The sequence below is a fragment of the Streptomyces phyllanthi genome, from assembly GCF_009377205.1.
In the GTDB taxonomy this organism is placed as follows: domain Bacteria; phylum Actinomycetota; class Actinomycetes; order Streptomycetales; family Streptomycetaceae; genus Streptomyces; species Streptomyces phyllanthi.
On sequence record NZ_VJZE01000205.1, the window covers coordinates 1 to 15,019 of the forward strand.

Annotated in this window: 17 protein-coding genes; 7 read left to right on the forward strand and 10 right to left on the reverse strand. The window is 70.3% G+C overall.

The features are described 5' to 3' along the window. Positions 1 to 198: 198 nt before the first annotated feature. Positions 199 to 1,431 carry an NAD(P)-dependent malic enzyme gene (locus FNH04_RS25600; RefSeq protein ID WP_152788121.1) on the reverse strand — a complete coding sequence of 411 codons (1,233 nt, stop codon included), beginning with the start codon at positions 1,429 to 1,431 and terminating at the stop codon, positions 199 to 201. A 651-nt stretch (positions 1,432 to 2,082) separates the two neighbouring features. Between FNH04_RS25600 and FNH04_RS25605 the strand changes: the two genes are divergently transcribed. From FNH04_RS25605 to FNH04_RS25615, 3 genes are all read left to right on the forward strand, one after another. Continuing rightward, the gene (locus FNH04_RS25605; protein ID WP_152788126.1) at positions 2,083 to 3,051 is read left to right on the forward strand and encodes an ABC transporter substrate-binding protein; all 969 of its coding nucleotides are present in this window, start codon (positions 2,083 to 2,085) and stop codon (positions 3,049 to 3,051) included. 113 nt (positions 3,052 to 3,164) lie between these two features. Further along, positions 3,165 to 4,106 carry an amino acid ABC transporter permease gene (locus FNH04_RS25610; protein WP_322723844.1) on the forward strand — a complete coding sequence of 314 codons (942 nt, stop codon included), beginning with the start codon at positions 3,165 to 3,167 and terminating at the stop codon, positions 4,104 to 4,106. 62 nt (positions 4,107 to 4,168) lie between these two features. Continuing rightward, entirely contained in the window at positions 4,169 to 4,921 is a 753-nt protein-coding gene (locus FNH04_RS25615) for an amino acid ABC transporter ATP-binding protein (RefSeq protein WP_152788152.1), read from the forward strand. An 89-nt stretch (positions 4,922 to 5,010) separates the two neighbouring features. Here FNH04_RS25615 and FNH04_RS25620 read toward each other — a convergent pair whose 3' ends face one another. Then, a complete protein-coding gene (locus FNH04_RS25620) occupies positions 5,011 to 5,769 on the reverse strand; it encodes a class I SAM-dependent methyltransferase (RefSeq protein ID WP_152788128.1) in 759 nt (252 codons plus the stop codon). Between the two features lie 112 nt (positions 5,770 to 5,881). On the opposite strand from FNH04_RS25620, the gene FNH04_RS25625 reads away from it, so the two are divergent. Beyond that, on the forward strand, positions 5,882 to 6,511 hold the full coding sequence (locus FNH04_RS25625; RefSeq protein WP_322723846.1) for a CGNR zinc finger domain-containing protein: 630 nt from the start codon (positions 5,882 to 5,884) through the stop codon (positions 6,509 to 6,511). On the opposite strand, the gene sodX is transcribed toward FNH04_RS25625, so the two are convergent. After that, on the reverse strand, positions 6,415 to 6,849 hold the full coding sequence (sodX, locus tag FNH04_RS25630) for a nickel-type superoxide dismutase maturation protease (RefSeq protein WP_152788130.1): 435 nt from the start codon (positions 6,847 to 6,849) through the stop codon (positions 6,415 to 6,417). The two genes, FNH04_RS25625 and sodX, sit on opposite strands and share 97 nt — an antisense overlap. Before the next feature lie 266 nt (positions 6,850 to 7,115). Here sodX and sodN point away from each other — a divergent pair, with 266 nt between their 5' ends. Further along, on the forward strand, positions 7,116 to 7,511 hold the full coding sequence (sodN, locus tag FNH04_RS25635; RefSeq protein ID WP_059416585.1) for a superoxide dismutase, Ni: 396 nt from the start codon (positions 7,116 to 7,118) through the stop codon (positions 7,509 to 7,511). A 148-nt stretch (positions 7,512 to 7,659) separates the two neighbouring features. Here sodN and FNH04_RS25640 read toward each other — a convergent pair whose 3' ends face one another. Next, positions 7,660 to 7,962 (reverse strand): hypothetical protein, encoded by a 303-nt coding sequence (locus tag FNH04_RS25640; protein ID WP_322723847.1) that lies wholly within the window; start codon positions 7,960 to 7,962, stop codon positions 7,660 to 7,662. Positions 7,963 to 7,990: 28 nt separating this feature from the next. Then, positions 7,991 to 8,716, reverse strand: coding sequence for a nucleotidyltransferase domain-containing protein (locus FNH04_RS25645; RefSeq protein WP_322723849.1), 726 nt, complete (start codon positions 8,714 to 8,716; stop codon positions 7,991 to 7,993). A 312-nt stretch (positions 8,717 to 9,028) separates the two neighbouring features. Between FNH04_RS25645 and FNH04_RS25650 the strand changes: the two genes are divergently transcribed. Next, positions 9,029 to 9,829, forward strand: a complete 801-nt coding sequence (locus FNH04_RS25650) for a VOC family protein (RefSeq protein ID WP_152788134.1) — start codon at positions 9,029 to 9,031, stop codon at positions 9,827 to 9,829. A 68-nt stretch (positions 9,830 to 9,897) separates the two neighbouring features. Here FNH04_RS25650 and FNH04_RS25655 read toward each other — a convergent pair whose 3' ends face one another. The 5 genes from FNH04_RS25655 to FNH04_RS25675 all read right to left on the reverse strand — a co-directional run bounded on the left by FNH04_RS25655 (position 9,898) and on the right by FNH04_RS25675 (position 14,445). After that, a complete protein-coding gene (locus FNH04_RS25655) occupies positions 9,898 to 10,311 on the reverse strand; it encodes a YciI family protein (RefSeq protein WP_152788136.1) in 414 nt (137 codons plus the stop codon). A 153-nt stretch (positions 10,312 to 10,464) separates the two neighbouring features. Further along, positions 10,465 to 10,692, reverse strand: a complete 228-nt coding sequence (locus FNH04_RS25660; RefSeq protein ID WP_152788144.1) for a hypothetical protein — start codon at positions 10,690 to 10,692, stop codon at positions 10,465 to 10,467. A gap of 50 nt (positions 10,693 to 10,742) precedes the next feature. After that, a complete protein-coding gene (locus FNH04_RS25665; protein WP_152788146.1) occupies positions 10,743 to 11,363 on the reverse strand; it encodes a GNAT family N-acetyltransferase in 621 nt (206 codons plus the stop codon). 217 nt (positions 11,364 to 11,580) lie between these two features. Beyond that, positions 11,581 to 12,927, reverse strand: coding sequence for a family 2 encapsulin nanocompartment cargo protein polyprenyl transferase (locus FNH04_RS25670; protein WP_228031617.1), 1,347 nt, complete (start codon positions 12,925 to 12,927; stop codon positions 11,581 to 11,583). Between the two features lie 111 nt (positions 12,928 to 13,038). Then, complete coding sequence (locus FNH04_RS25675; protein ID WP_152788148.1) at positions 13,039 to 14,445, reverse strand: family 2B encapsulin nanocompartment shell protein; 1,407 nt, start codon at positions 14,443 to 14,445, stop codon at positions 13,039 to 13,041. A 282-nt stretch (positions 14,446 to 14,727) separates the two neighbouring features. Between FNH04_RS25675 and FNH04_RS25680 the strand changes: the two genes are divergently transcribed. Then, positions 14,728 to 14,961: a hypothetical protein gene (locus tag FNH04_RS25680; protein WP_152788150.1), complete on the forward strand. Its 234-nt coding sequence runs from the start codon at positions 14,728 to 14,730 to the stop codon at positions 14,959 to 14,961. The last annotated feature ends 58 nt before the right edge of the window (positions 14,962 to 15,019 follow it).

Here is a 15,019-nt window from a genome sequence, read left to right on the forward strand (position 1 = left end):
GCCCACCGACCGACCAAGAGGCATCGCCCGAACCGGGGAACCCGTATACGCCCGCACACAAGGCCCGGCATGACCGCGCCCCGACAGCCCGCCGCAGCGAAACCGCACCGCCCCCACGTACCAGAAAAAAGGCACAGCAAAGGGCCCCGCCCACCCGGACGGGACCCCTCGGCTCAGCTCGGCTCAGCTCGGCTCAGCTCAGCGTCGAGCAACGCCCTCCGCCCGCGCCGCCGCGGCAACCGCCGCCGTCACGGCCGGGGCGACCCGCTCGTCGAAGGGGGACGGGATGACGTAGTCGGGCGCGAGGTCGTCGCCCACCACGGCCGCCAGCGCCTCCGCCGCCGCGAGCTTCATGCCCTCGGTGATCCGGGAGGCCCGCACCTGGAGCGCACCGGCGAAGATGCCGGGGAACGCCAGCACGTTGTTGATCTGGTTCGGGAAGTCCGACCGCCCGGTCGCGACCACCGCCGCGTACTTGTGGGCGACATCCGGATGGACCTCGGGGTTCGGGTTGGCCATGGCGAACACGAACGCGCCCTCGGCCATCGACGCCACGGCGGGCTCCGGCACCGTACCGCCGGAGACCCCGATGAACACGTCCGCACCCTCCAGCGCCGCCTCCAGCGACCCCGACAGCCCGGCCTTGTTCGTGATCCCCGCGAGCTCCCGCTTGACCGGAGTCAGATCGTCCCGGTCCGCGGAGACGACGCCCTTGCGGTCCGCGACCGCGACGTCCCCGAGCCCGGCCTCGAGCAGCATCTTCGCGATGGCCACCCCGGCCGCGCCCGCACCGGAGATGACGGCCCGCAGATCTCCCAGCTCACGCCCGGACAGCCGCGCGGCGTTGCGCAGGGCCGCCAGCGTCACCACCGCCGTACCGTGCTGGTCGTCGTGGAAGACCGGGATGTCCAGCCGCTCCTGCAGCCTCCGCTCGATCTCGAAGCACCGCGGCGCCGAGATGTCCTCCAGGTTCACGCCCCCGAAGGACGGCGCGAGCCGGACCACCGTCTCGACGATCTCGTCCACGTCCGTGCAGTCCAGCGCGATCGGCACCGCGTCGACGCCGCCGAACTGCTTGAACAGGATGGCCTTGCCCTCCATCACCGGGAGGGAGGCCTCCGGGCCGATGTCCCCGAGCCCCAGAACGGCCGTGCCGTCCGTCACCACGGCGACCACCGACGACTTCCACGTGTAGTCGTGCACGAGGGCCGGCTGCTCGGCGATGGCGGTGCACACGCGGGCGACGCCGGGCGTGTACGCGAGGGACAGGTCGTCCTTGTCCCGGATCGGCACGGTGGACTGCACGGCCATCTTGCCGCCGCGGTGCAGCGCGAAGGCGGGGTCGAAGGATTCGAGGGGCTCGCCCTCGCCCTCCCTGTCCGCACTGGCGCCGCTGCCGTCGGTGCGAGGATTCACGATCTCCGCTGCCATGTTGTGTTTACCCCTTAAGTCTTCATTGTTTGAGGGTGGCCACTCCCGGTAGGGGGTGGGCGGGCACCGCGCATGGCCCTGATGACCTATACGTACGACGGATGGCCGAATGGCCGATACGCACGGACGGATGGCCGATACGCAACGGGCGATGCGCGACGGGCGCGCCGCACACGCGCCCTGAGCCCCGGATGAGGGGTGTAAAGAACCTTCTTACCGGACGGACGGCATCGGCGACGAGCCCATCACGCGAAGGTCACATGTCGATGACGTAACCCTTGCCCCGATATGCCTGTTCCGCAGATACGTCCGTGACATGTCACACACGCTCACACAGAGGCCTCGGGCATGCGCGATCGGAGGCCGATCACATCCTGAGATGCACCGAAGATCTTCCGGCCAGATAGGGATATTCCCGTACAGGATCCGGCCCGGATAGCCCGTCCTGCGGCGGTTCGGGGGTTGCCCGTTATCCGATTTTGACATATCGAGTCACCTGAACGCACAAGTCCGAATGGCAAGATGCCGTAATCGCACAAGGTCGATACACCCGACGACGCACAAGGTCGATACACCCGACGACGTGTGTTGTCGTCGACCCCACGGCACAACCGTCGTATCTCCACATCCACCCCGCCGGAGGACACCACCATGACCGCAGGCAACACCCGTCGTACCACCGCCATGCGCTCCCGGACAGCTGCGGTCGGCGCGATCGCGGTAGCGGGCGCCCTGCTGCTCACCGGCTGCGGTGACCAGACGAAGGACAACGGCAGCAAGCCCGAGGGGGACTCCGGGTCCAGCTCGGCGCCGCTGGCCGACAAGCTTCCTGCGGACATCCGCAGCAAGGGGGTCATCCGGGTCGGCTCCGACATCGCCTACGCGCCCGTCGAGTTCAAGGACGACTCCGGCAAGGTGGTCGGTATCGACCCCGACATCGCCGAGGCGATCGGCAAGCAGCTCGGCGTGAAGTTCGAGTTCCAGAACGCCACCTTCGACACGCTCATCGGTGGTCTCGCCGCCAAGCGCTACGACATCGCCATGTCGGCCATGACGGACACCAAGGACCGCCAGGAGGGCGTCGACTCCGAGACCGGCAAGAAGGTCGGCGCCGGCGTCGACTTCGTCGACTACTTCACCGCGGGTGTCTCGCTGTACACCAACAAGGGCGACACCCAGAACATCAAGACCTGGGACGACCTGTGCGGCAAGACGATGGCCGTGCAGCGGAACACCTTCTCGCACGACCTGGCCAAGGACCAGGCGAAGAAGTGCAAGGACGACGGCAAGAAGGACCTCAAGATCGAGGACTTCGCCACCAACCCCGAGGCCGAGACCCGTATGCGCTCCAAGGGCGCCGACGTCGTCTCCGCCGACTTCCCGATCGCCGCGTACTCCGTGAAGAACGCGGGCGGCGGCAAGTCCTTCGAGATCGTCGGCGACCAGGTCGAGGCCGGCCCGTACGGGATCGCCGTGCCCAAGACCAGCACCGAGCTGCGGGACGCGCTGCAGGCGGCGGTCCAGGCGATCATCGACAACGGCGAGTACAAGAAGATCATCGAGAAGTGGGGCGTCGAGGACGGCGCGATCACCGAGGCCAAGGTCAACGGCGGTTCCTGACCCCCGGCACGCTCCATCCGGCCGGCTCCGACCGGCCCGACCCACCCCTCACCGACCCGAATCGGGCCGAGCCGTCGCGACCCGGCTCGATTCGGCCCTGAAAGGCTCCACCCGTGACTGTTGACGTCAGCAAGACGGACGGTCCCGCCGACCCGACGCCCGCCGCCGGACCGCAGGCCATCAAGGCCATACCGGTCCGGCACCCCGGGCGCTACGTGTCCGCGGCCATCGCGCTCGGCCTCCTCGGCGCGATCATCTACGCCTTCGCGCAAGGCAACATCAACTGGGGCGCGATCCCCGAGTACTTCTTCGACGACCGCATCATCGACGGCGTCCTGAACACCCTCCTGCTCACCGTGCTCTCCATGGTGATCGGCGTCGTGGGCGGCATCGTGCTCGCGGTGATGCGCCTGTCGAAGAACCCGGTGACCTCGTCGATCGCCTGGTTCTACATCTGGTTCTTCCGCGGTACGCCGGTGCTGGTCCAGCTGTTCGTCTGGTTCAACCTGGGACTGGTCTTCGAGTACATCAACCTGGGTCCGATCTACAAGGACTACTGGTCGGTCTTCATGACGCCGCTGCTCACGGCGCTGCTCGGGCTCGGTCTCAACGAGGCCGCGTACATGGCGGAGATCTGCCGCGCCGGTCTGCTCTCCGTCGACGAGGGACAGGCCGAGGCCGCGCACGCGCTCGGCATGAGCCACTCCAGGACGCTGCGCCGGATCGTCATCCCGCAGGCGATGCGGGTGATCGTCCCGCCGACGGGCAACGAGGTCATCAACATGCTGAAGACCACGTCCCTTGTCTCGGCGGTTCAGTTCGCCGACCTGTTCAAGCAGGCGCAGGACATCGGCCAGAACGCGAGCGCCACGGTGGAGATGTTCTTCCTCGCCGCCGCCTGGTACCTGATCATGACGACGCTCTTCAGCATCGGCCAGTACTACCTGGAGCGGTACTACGCGCGCGGCTCGACCCGCACGCTGCCCCCGACCCCCATCCAGCGCTTCAAGGCCGCCGTCCTGCCCGCGCGCCGCCCGAAGGGAGTCACGGTATGACGGACGTGACGCAGCAGCCCTCCGGGGGCCCGGCCACCCAGGACGCGGGGTCCGCCCGGCCCATGGTCAAGGCCGAGGGCATCCACAAGTCGTACGGCTCCGTCGAGGTCCTCAAGGGCATCGACCTGGAGGTGAGGACCGGCGAGGTCTTCTGCCTCATCGGCCCCTCGGGCTCCGGCAAGTCGACCTTCCTGCGGTGCATCAACCACCTGGAGAAGATCAACGGCGGCCGGCTGTACGTGGACGGCGAGCTGGTCGGCTACCGCCAGAAGGGCGACAAGCTGTACGAGCTCAAGGACAGCGAGGTCGCCCGCAAGCGCCGCGACATCGGCATGGTCTTCCAGCGGTTCAACCTGTTCCCGCACATGACGGCCCTGGAGAACGTCATCGAGGCGCCGGTCCAGGTCAAGGGCGTCAACAAGGGCCAGGCCAGGGAGCGGGCCATGCAGCTGCTGGAGCGCGTCGGCCTCGCCGACAAGGCGGGCAACTACCCGACCCAGCTCTCCGGCGGCCAGCAGCAGCGCGTGGCCATCGCCCGGGCCCTCGCGATGGACCCGAAGCTGATGCTCTTCGACGAGCCGACCTCGGCGCTCGACCCGGAGCTGGTCGGTGACGTGCTCGACGTCATGCGCGACCTCGCCGAGTCCGGGATGACGATGGTCGTCGTCACCCACGAGATGGGCTTCGCCCGCGAGGTCGGCGACAGCCTCGTCTTCATGGACGGCGGTGTGGTCGTCGAGTCCGGCAACCCGCGCGACGTCCTGACGAACCCGCAGCACGAGCGGACGCAGTCGTTCCTGTCGAAGGTGCTCTGACGGGCACGAAGGTGCGCTGACGGTACATGTGAGAAGGGGCGGTACGGGATTCCCGTACCGCCCCTGCCGCGTCCTCCAGCGAGCCGCGGCTACTTGAGGGCCAGCACCAGCGCGTCCGCGGGCGAGCGCCACACCGGCCGGGCCTCCGCGAAGCCCTTCTCGCACAGTGTCCGCGCGTGCCACTCGACCGAGTGGAAATCGCCGTCCGCGTGGTCGCCGTAGATCTCGAAGCGGCGGGCCGTGGGTTCGGCGAGAACGGGGTCCTGGGCGGCCAGCCGCCACCATGCGGCCCAGTCGACGACGCCCTCCCGCTTGGCCTGATCCATACGGGCGTGCCGCTGCGCGCGCTCCGCCGCGTTGATCCGGGGCGTGCTCTCGTCGATCATGTGGTCCGCATTCAGGAAGACACCGCCGTCGCGGACCAGCTCCGCGACCTGACCGTAGAGGGCCGCGAGGGGTTCGGTGGGCAGCCAGTGCAGGGCGGTGGCGGTCAGCACGGCGTCGTACGTGTCGTACGGCAGCCGGGTCACCCATGCGGGGTCCTTCAGGTCGGCCGTCACCAGGGAGACCCGGTCGTCGGTCCCGAAGGTGCCCTCGGCGATCGCGAGGAGGGCCGGGTCGAGGTCGACACCGGTACTGGTGGCCTTCGGGAACCGCGCGAGCAGCCTGGCCGTGATACTTCCCGTGCCGCAGGCGAGATCGAGGACACGGGGTTCGGGGCCGGCGAAGGCCTCGACCATGTCCAGCATCACCCGGAACCGCTCCTCGCGGTCCGGCAGGTACCACTCCTGCTGCCGGTCCCAGCTCTCCTGCCAGGCCTGCCAGTCGGTTCCGGTGGTGATGGTCATGGGAGCCCCTTTCATCCCTACGCCGTTACCGCGCCCCGTAATACCCTGAAAGCGCAGTCAGTCATTACCTCTCCGCCCGCACGACAATAGAGCGCCCCTGTAAGGACTACAAGTGGAACTGGCCTATTACTCGGATTACGCGGTCCGTCTCGTCAACACGGAGGAGCCGGTCCGGGGCACGGACACGCTCACCTCGGTGGAGGCCGTCCGCGATCTCTTCGGTGGCAACCAGTCGGCGGCCCGCCGCGCCACCGACGCGGACGTGACCCGCTTCCGCTCGGTCCGGGGCCGGCTGCGCGCGGTCTTCGAGGCGGCGGACACCGGCGACGAGACACTCGCCGTGGACCTGCTGAACTCACTCCTCCTGGAATTCCCCGTGAGCCCGCAGATCGCCGGCCACGACTTCCGCGACGACGACGGGCGCCCGCTGTGGCACATGCACCTGGCGGACCACCCGTCGAACGCGACCGCGGGCTACGCCGCCATCGCCGCGATGGGGCTGGCGTTCCACCTCACCGAGTACGGGGTGGACCGGCTGGGCCTGTGCGAGGCGGCGCCGTGCCGCAACGCCTACCTCGACACCTCCACGAACCGCTCCCGGCGCTACTGCTCGGACCGCTGCGCGACCCGCGCCAACGTGGCCGCCTACCGGGCCCGCAAGCGCCTGGAGGCGGACCGGTCGGCGAGCACGGGCCGGGCGGCGAAGAGCGCCCAGCGGACGAGCGCGAACGGCGAGCGCTGACCGTCGGGCCGGGGACGGTACCGGAACCGCACCTTGCCGAGCACGAGTTCGTCCGGCACGGCGCCGTAGTCGGTGCTGTCCCCGCCGGCGTACGGATTGTCGCCGAGCACCCACCAGCCGCCCTCACGCCGCTCGGCGGCCCGCTTCACCACGAGCAGGTCCTGCTGGAAGGGATGGAGCAGGACGACCACGTCACCGACCCTGACCCGCGCCCCGTAGTGCACGACCAGCCGGTCCCCGTGCCGGAGCGTGGGCACCATGGACGGTCCCGTCACCTCGGCCACCCCGAAGGGCAGAACGGCCCTCCCCCGCTCGGTCTCCTGCGACAGCTCCGGCATCGCCGGCACCTCCCCGATCCGATCCTCCACAGTCCAGTCTCACCGTTCCTACCGACTGAGCGGGAGTGCGGTCTTGTACCGGGCCTCACCGCTCAGCGTCCGATGCCGGGCACCGCCGGACCGGACAGCCGAGGCCGTCCGTACTTACTCCCGCTCGCCTCTACACCCCGGACTTTTGTCCTAAGCCCATGGGGGCACTCGCTAAAACCCCTCCCGCAGGGAGTAATGTCCCACCTGAGAAGACGATCACGAGGAAGGATTGCTCCATGCTTTCCCGCCTGTTCGCCCCCAAGGTCAAGGTCAGCGCCCACTGCGACCTCCCCTGCGGCGTGTACGACCCGGCCCAGGCCCGTATCGAGGCGGAGTCGGTCAAGGCCATCCAGGAGAAGATGGCCGGCAACGACGACCCGCACTTCCAGGCGCGTGCCACCACCATCAAGGAGCAGCGCGCCGAGCTCGCCAAGCACCATGTCTCGGTGCTCTGGAGCGACTACTTCAAGCCGCCGCACTTCGAGAAGTACCCGGAGCTGCACCAGCTGGTCAACGACGCCCTCAAGGCCCTCTCGGCCGCGAAGGGGTCGACCGACCCGGCGACCGGTCAGAAGGCGCTCGACTACATCGCCCAGATCGACAAGATTTTCTGGGAGACCAAGAAGGCCTGATCCTGAATCATGCCCTGTGACGTACAACCGCCTTGGTTGCACCGTCTCCCTGTCCGCACCCGGTCCGCAGGCCGCCGAACACGGCGTCCATGGCGGTCCGGGTGCGGTCGTTCCAGGGTCACCGCCGTCCCGCGCGTTCCCGCCGTGCTCACTCGTCCTCGAACGGCTGCTCGCTCCACCGGAACCACGCCTGGTCTCCCTCGATGTGCAGCAGGAACTCGGCGACCGGGTGCTCGGGCGCGACGAGGAGCACGGCCCTTCTGATGGCCTCGTAGGCCGCCTCCCACTCCTCTTCCGCCTCGTCGATCCGGTCGAGCAGCGCCGACTCGTGCGCGAAGAGGGGCCGTACCTCCTCGAAGCCCGGCCGGGCGGTGAACCGTCCGCGCAGCCAGGGGAAGTCGGCCTCCTCGATCCTGATGTCCCCGAGCACGGTCCCGTCATGGGCCGTCACATGCCAGGTCCCACCGGTAAATCCCACGTCAGCGCGTCCCCGTCCAGGTGCTGGCGTAGCCGTCGCGCAACGGGCCGCCCACGAGGGTCAGAACGGTCTGCGCGGCGGTGGCGAGGGGGACCGGGTCGGCGTGTTCGGCGACCGCGAGGTGGCCGTCGAGGAGTGCGCGTCCGAGGATCGGGTCGGCGGCCAGCAGGCGGCGGGGGAGCCATTTGCCGCCGCCGGTCCAGGCGTTGCGGTGGGCCGTGAGGAGATCGGCGGCGTCCCGCAGCACACGGTCGGCCACGGCGAGCTGTTCATGGCGGTCGGTCGTGTCGACGAGGTCTTCCAGAAGATCCGTGAGGCCGTACCGCGCTCCTTCGAGATCCTGCGGGGCCGGCGGGGCCGGGCCCGCGGACAGCAGCTCGCGGGCCCGGGCGACGAGGGCGGCGGCACGGCCGTCCGGGTCGTGGACGGGAAGCGACTCGGCGTAGATGAACAGCATGGTGCCGCGACGGCTCCTCGTGTCCGACGCGAAGAACTCCTCCACCGTGGTGGGCGTGTGCAGGAACACCTCCGCCGTACGCGCCCCGTGGCGGACCGTCTCGCGCCGTGTCACCGAGCCTTCCGGGAGCAGGACGGCGATGTCCAGGTCGCTGGTGGGCGTCGTACGGCCGCGGGCCGTGGAGCCGCCGAGCACGGCCGCGAGGGCGTCCGGGTAACGGGTGGCCACCAGGCGCGCGGCCTGCTCGACGGGTTCCGGAGTTGGGCGCATGTCCGGCATCGTGCCAGAGAACCCGCCGCTGAGCTGCGGGATTTCGCTTCACCGAGTGGTGGGTGAGACCCCGAGCGCGTACCGGGCACGTGCGTGGGGGGAATCTGCTGCGGTTCAGGGACCGCCGGGGGCCTGAGCCGCCACGAGTGCGTGGGGGGGCGCGTGTTCCGGAGCATGTCCGGGCAGAGACTGCGCGGTGGGCGGCCGGGGAGGCCGGGCCTGGGCGTCCGCCCAGTAAAACAGCGTTGCGCGAATCGGCCGTTCGGGAGACGGTACGCCCCGTTCACACCCGTACGAGAGGGAGCGGCGCGCATGAGCGAAGTGTCACGGGCGGGGGCGGCCCAGGAGCAGGCCCAGACCGGGGTGGTCCGTGGGGAAGCGATCCGGTGGGCCTACGCCTTCGTCGACAGGCCGGCGGAACGCTTCGGGCAGGCGTGCGACTTCTGGACGGCGGTCACGGGGACCAAACTGTCCGGCTCCCGCGGCGAGCGGGACGAGTTCGTGACCCTGCTGCCCGACGGGGGCGACGCCTGTGTGAAGGCGCAAGGGGTCGAGGAGGGGGTCGGCGGCGCCCACCTCGACCTCGCCGTCGAGGACGTATCGGCCCTGGTCGACACGGCGGTGCGGCTGGGCGCCGAGGTCGTCGCCCCGCACGACGGCTGGGCCGTCCTGCGCTCCCCCGGCGGCCGGCTGTTCTGCGCGGTGCCGTGGCACGGGGAGTCCGTACGGCCGCCGGTGGTCGAGGGGAGCCGCCTGGACCAGGTGTGCCTCGACGTGGCACCCGCCGCGTTCGCCACCGAGGTCGCCTTCTGGACCGACCTCACGGGCTGGGAGTCACTGCCGGGCTCGCTCCCGGAGTTCCATGTGCTGAAGCCGCCCGCCGGCCTGCCTCTGCGCATCCTTCTCCAGCGCCTGGACACCGACCGTCCCGGCTCCGCCCACCTCGACCTCGCCTGCGCGGACGTCGACGCCGTACGGGCCCGCCACGAGGATCTGGGCGCCACGTTCGTCGCCCACGGCGCCCGCTGGACGGTGATGCGGGACCCCGCGGGCGGCACCTACTGCCTGACGGGCCGCGACCCGGAGACGGGCGGACTGCCCGCCGCCGGGTAACGTCCCACCGGCACGGGCACAGGGGCCCTGGGGTCGGCGCGGAGCGTCGTACGCCGGTACGGGACGGCTCACATGTCCGCCGCGCCGTCCAGGATGGGCCGGATCACCACCGGGTGGACGGCCATCCCCTCGGGGCCGGGGCACTGCAGGATGCGCTCGGCGATCTCCGTGACCCGGTCGAGGCTGTCGCAGTCCAGGACCCAGTAACCGGCGAGTGTCACCGCCGTCGCGTCGGGGGCGCCGTCGGTGACCACGGGCTTGCCGTCCTCACCGAGAAGGACCGACCGGGCCCGCGCGGGCTCGGCGAGCCCCTGTCCGTCCACCAGCTCCCCGGCCTTGGAGAGGTCCTCGTTGAGCGCGCCCATGAAGGCGTACATGGCCTGTACGTCCTCCTCGCTCCAGGCCGGAGCGCCGGGGGACACCTTGCCCCGCATGCCCTCGTATTCCGCCTGCGTGCCCTGAATCATCACCAGGTACTTCATGCGTCCGCTCCTTCGGCTTCTAGCGGTGCCGCCGCCCGGGCTGGACGGCTCCCACTGGAGACGTCGGAACCGCCCCGCGCTTCTCCGCACCGCCACATGGGGGATTTCCGAACGGCGCCCTGCTCCCGGGCGCAGCGGAGTGCGTGTGCGTGACTACTTCGCGGCTTCCTCCGGAGGCCTGCCCGTGGTGCTCCTCGCCGCCGCCTCTCCAGGTCTGTCCCGGGAGGCCTCGTCGGCATCCTCGACGTACGCCTTGCACTCCGGGTTCCGGCACGGGCCGGGACCCCAGACGGGCACATAGGCGCCGAGCGTCTTGTGCCGCCGTACCACCGTGGCCACGGGCTGTCCGCAGACGGGACAGACGTGCTCATCTCTGCCCATGTCCTCAGGGTATTGCGGGACGGGACCGGGAGCTCCCCTCCGTACCGGGGTTATCCCTGATTCCGGGGTTCGCGCCACATCGGCCACATCCGCGGGCCGTCCGGGAGGTCGACCGTACGGCCCGAGAAGGCGAAGCCGAGCCGCTCGTACAGCGCGCGGCTGCGCGGGTTGCTCGCCTCCAGGTAGGCCGGGACGCCCTCGCGGTCGCAGCGGTCGAGGACGGGCTGGACGAGGGCCGCGCCAAGGCCCTGCCCCTGGCGCTCGGGGGCGACCGCGATCAGCCACAGGTACTCGTGCGCGCGTCCCGACGGGTGGATCTCGCCGGTCAGCCGGCCCACCAGCTCGATGCGCTCGTTGTCCGGGTCCACCGCCTCGCGCACCAGAGCGGGCCCGTCGTCCCCGCCCTGCTCGCCCTCCGGGCCCTTCTGGGCCTCCTCCGCGGGAACGGACATCCACAGCGCGCAGGCCGTGCCGTCCTCGGTGACGTCGATGCGGCCCGCCGCCAGCACGATGTCGACGAAGGCGGCCATCAGCCCGGGATGCCGGGTCCGGCGGTCCTCCGCGCCGGGGAAGACCCAGACGCTCACCGGGTCGTCCCGGAACGCCCGGTCGAGCAGCCGCGTGACCGGCTCCCGGTCGCCTTCGTCCGCCGTACGAATGACCACGCCCATACCCTGTTCCTCCACAACTCCCCTTGGCCATAGGGCAGTTGCAGCGTAGTCGGTACGTCCGACAGTGACCGGCGGACCTGGGGCGGACCTGGGGTGGGCGGGTCCCGCGCACCGTGGGGATGCGCGGGACCCGCCCTGGCCGGAGCCACCGATGCCGTGCGGGTCAGGTCGGCACGGGACCGGTGACTCCGGGGTCCTTCCTGCGCCGACGAGGTGCTCAGGCGGTGCGCCGCGTCACGAACTCGGCCAGTGCGAGAAGTGCGCCCGCCGCCGCGGGGTCCGGGACCGCGCGGGACAGCTCGTGCATCGCCCGGGACATACGGTCGGCCGCCTGCCCCTGGGCCCAGTCACGTCCGCCCGCCCGCTCCACCGCGAGAACCGTGCGCTCGAGTGTCTCCGTGTCCCCCTCCTCGTGCGGCAGGCCGTACAGCTCGGCGAGTTCGGCGGCCGCCGGGGTGCCGGAGGCGAGTGCGGCGACCACGGGGAGCGACTTCTTGCGGGCCATGAGGTCCGCCCCGGCCGGCTTGCCGGTGCGCCTCGGGTCGCCCCAGATGCCGATCACGTCGTCGATGAGCTGGAAGGCGAGTCCGGCCTCTCGGCCGAACGCGTCCAGCGCCTCCACGTCCTCCTCCCCGGCCCCCGCGTACAGCCCGCCCAGCGCGCAGGCGCACCCGAGCAGCGCGCCCGTCTTGGCCTCGGCCATGGCGAGCACCTCGTCGAGGGTGACCTCGTCGGGGCCGCGGCGCTCCATGGCCGTGTCCGCCTGCTGGCCCGCACACAGCTCGACGACGCAGTCGGCGAGCCGGGCGGCGGCCACTTTGGACGCCGGGTGCGGGTCCTCGGCGAGCAGTCGCTGGGCCAGGGCCTGCAGGGCGTCCCCGGCCAGGATCGCGTCGGCGTCGCCGAACACGGCCCACGCGGTGGGCCGGTGCCTGCGGGTGGCGTCCCGGTCCATCACGTCGTCGTGCAGCAGGGTGAAGTTGTGCACCAGCTCCACCGCCGCCGCGGCCCGTACGGCGTCCGACTGCGGCCCTCCGAGCGCCGCGGACGCGGCCAGCACGAGCGCGGGGCGTATGGCCTTGCCCGCGTTGCCCGTGGCCGGTGTGCCGTCCGCGTGCTCCCAGCCGAAGTGGTAGCGCGCGATCCGGCGTATCTGGCCGGGCAGCGACGCGACGGCCCGGCGCAACTCGGGGTCGACCGACGCCCGCGCCCACTCCAGGACCCCCGCCGCCTCCTGCCCGTCGAAGGCGCCCGACGAGTTCTGCCGCCCGATGTCCCCCGCGGTGCCCGCCGAACCGGCGGGTCTCACCTCACCGGCGGGGCGCACCGGGCCTGCGGAACCCGTCGAACCTTCTGAGCCTCCCCGGCCGTCTGCACCCCCCGAACCTTCTGCATCAGCCGCGCCTTCCGGGGCGGCCGGGCCCACCTGGTCGGCTTTGCCCACCGAGTCGGCTTTGCCCACCGGGTCGGCCGGGACCGTCGGACGCATGGCACTCGCGACGGGGCTCGGCCCTTCCAGGATCTCGGTCGGCCCCTGACTCATTTCCGTCGTGAACTCACCCATGGGATCGCCTTGGAGAGTGTGCGGACTGCGGGGCTTCCGCTTCCGCCGGGCGCGTACACACGGGGTGTGCCCGCCCCGGACGACGCAGACACGGGGTGCGGACCGCGGTCGTCACCTCCAGCGGCCGATCTCGACGTTCTCCAGGACGCCGAGCGCGTCGGGTACGAGGACCGCCGCCGAGTAGTAGGCCGTCACCAGGTATTTGATGATCGCCTGCTCGTTGATGCCCATGAACCGTACGGACAGGCTCGGCTCGATCTCGTCCGGGATACCCGACTGCCGGAGCCCGATGACGCCTTGCTCCTCCTCTCCGGTACGCATGCAGATGATGGACGTCGTCCGGGCGTCGCTGACCGGGATCTTGTTGCACGGGAAGATCGGAACGCCGCGCCAGGTGGGGATTCGGTTGCCCGCGATCTCGACGCTCTCCGGCACGAGCCCGCGCCTGTTGCACTCGCGGCCGAACGCGGCGATCGCCCGCGGGTGGGCGAGGAACAGCTTGGATCCGCGCCGCCGACTGAGCAGTTCGTCCATGTCGTCCGGGCTGGGCACACCGTCGTGAGGCTGCAGCCGCTGGTCGTAGTCGCAGTTGTTCAGCAGCCCGAACTCACGGTTGTTGATGAGCTCGTGCTCCTGGCGCTCTTTCAAGGCTTCGACCGTCAGCCGGAGTTGCTGCTCCGTCTGGTTCATCGGCTGGTTGTAGAGGTCGGCCACGCGCGTGTGGACGCGCAGCACGGTCTGGGCGACGCTCAGTTCGTACTCGCGCGGCGCGGCCTCGTAGTCGACGAACGTGTGCGGGATGTCCGGCTCGCCGCTGTGGCCGGCGGCGAGCTCGATCTCCTTCTCGCCGTACTTGTTGGTGCGCTGTGCGGGGATGGATCGCTGCCGCTGGAGGTGCTCGCGCAGGGAGTCGGAACGCTCGGCGATCTGGTCGAGAGCGTGACGGGGCAGGGTCAGAACGGTGCACGCGGTGACCGCGCGCGCCGTGTACTCCCAGATGGCGTCCGGGTCGAGGAGCGCCTGGTCACCGAAGTACGCCCCGTCGGCGAGGACTTCGAGGACCGCGTCGTCCCCGTACGGCCCCGTGCCGATCTTCTCCACCTTGCCGTGGGCGAGCAGGAACACCTCGTCGGCGGGGCTGCCGAACTCGGCGAGCACGGTGCCGGGTGCGAGCTCCCGCTGCCGGCAGCGGCGGGCCAGCTCTCCCAGCACCTCGTCGTCCTCGTACGACCGCAGGGCCGGCAGTTCGCCCAGCTCCGCCGGGATGACGGTGACCTCGTCGCCGGTCTTCACAAAGGTGATGCGGCCGTCGCCGACCGCGTAACTGAGCCGCCGGTTCACCCGGTATGTACCGCCCTGAACGTCCACCCACGGCAGCATCCGCAGCACCCAGCGGGAGCTGATCTCCTGCATCTGGGGTGCGGACTTGGTGGTCGTGGCCAGGTTCCGCGCGGCCGAGGGGCCGAGACTCTGCTGCGGCCTGTCCTGCTGCGCCTGAACCTCATCGCCTACCGACATAACGGACTGTCCTCCCGGTCGTGCGCTGATCTCGCGGGCAAGCCTTCCAGCACGGAGCGTGATGGTGCTATTACCCGAAAGAGGGGGATTGGATCTTCATCCGGCCGGGCACACTGAGGGACCTTGCCAGGGCGCCACTCAAATGATCGGCGGATGGGGAACTCCAAGATCCGGCCATCCGTTTGCTCACGTGACGGGCCCTTCGATCATTCGACGCACGATCCACTCTCCGACCCACCACTCGATCCACTCGACTCGATCCACTCGACGACGGGAGACGTCATGGCAGGCTTTCTCGACCGCGCCAGGGAGCAGGCGCAGCGCGGCCTCGTTCAGGGCAAGCAGAAGCTCGACGAGGTACAGACCCAGCGGGCCGGCAGCGATCTGCTGAAGAAGCTGGGCGCGGCGTACTACGCGGAGCGGCACGGCAGCGGTTCCCCGGACGCCACGCAGCGGGCACTCCAGGCCCTGGAGACCCACATAGCGACGCACGGGGACGGCGTCCTGCGCCACTGATGCGGATCGGCGGGCCCTTCCTGCCGCCTTTCCGCCCCGCCGCCTTCCTCCCGGACGC

What these genes read in the sequence shown, in the direction of transcription:
- FNH04_RS25670 (WP_228031617.1), bottom strand. Translation starts at nt 12,927, where the DNA reads ATGGGTGAGTTCACGACGGAAATGAGTCAGGGGCCGACCGAGATCCTG.
- FNH04_RS25600 (WP_152788121.1), bottom strand. Translation starts at nt 1,431, where the DNA reads ATGGCAGCGGAGATCGTGAATCCTCGCACCGACGGCAGCGGCGCCAGT.
- FNH04_RS25645 (WP_322723849.1), bottom strand. Translation starts at nt 8,716, where the DNA reads ATGCGCCCAACTCCGGAACCCGTCGAGCAGGCCGCGCGCCTGGTGGCC.
- FNH04_RS25650 (WP_152788134.1), top strand. Translation starts at nt 9,029, where the DNA reads ATGAGCGAAGTGTCACGGGCGGGGGCGGCCCAGGAGCAGGCCCAGACC.
- FNH04_RS25680 (WP_152788150.1), top strand. Translation starts at nt 14,728, where the DNA reads ATGGCAGGCTTTCTCGACCGCGCCAGGGAGCAGGCGCAGCGCGGCCTC.
- FNH04_RS25655 (WP_152788136.1), bottom strand. Translation starts at nt 10,311, where the DNA reads ATGAAGTACCTGGTGATGATTCAGGGCACGCAGGCGGAATACGAGGGC.
- FNH04_RS25665 (WP_152788146.1), bottom strand. Translation starts at nt 11,363, where the DNA reads ATGGGCGTGGTCATTCGTACGGCGGACGAAGGCGACCGGGAGCCGGTC.
- FNH04_RS25615 (WP_152788152.1), top strand. Translation starts at nt 4,169, where the DNA reads ATGGTCAAGGCCGAGGGCATCCACAAGTCGTACGGCTCCGTCGAGGTC.
- FNH04_RS25660 (WP_152788144.1), bottom strand. Translation starts at nt 10,692, where the DNA reads ATGGGCAGAGATGAGCACGTCTGTCCCGTCTGCGGACAGCCCGTGGCC.
- sodX (WP_152788130.1), bottom strand. Translation starts at nt 6,849, where the DNA reads ATGCCGGAGCTGTCGCAGGAGACCGAGCGGGGGAGGGCCGTTCTGCCC.
- FNH04_RS25620 (WP_152788128.1), bottom strand. Translation starts at nt 5,769, where the DNA reads ATGACCATCACCACCGGAACCGACTGGCAGGCCTGGCAGGAGAGCTGG.
- FNH04_RS25605 (WP_152788126.1), top strand. Translation starts at nt 2,083, where the DNA reads ATGACCGCAGGCAACACCCGTCGTACCACCGCCATGCGCTCCCGGACA.
- FNH04_RS25675 (WP_152788148.1), bottom strand. Translation starts at nt 14,445, where the DNA reads ATGTCGGTAGGCGATGAGGTTCAGGCGCAGCAGGACAGGCCGCAGCAG.
- sodN (WP_059416585.1), top strand. Translation starts at nt 7,116, where the DNA reads ATGCTTTCCCGCCTGTTCGCCCCCAAGGTCAAGGTCAGCGCCCACTGC.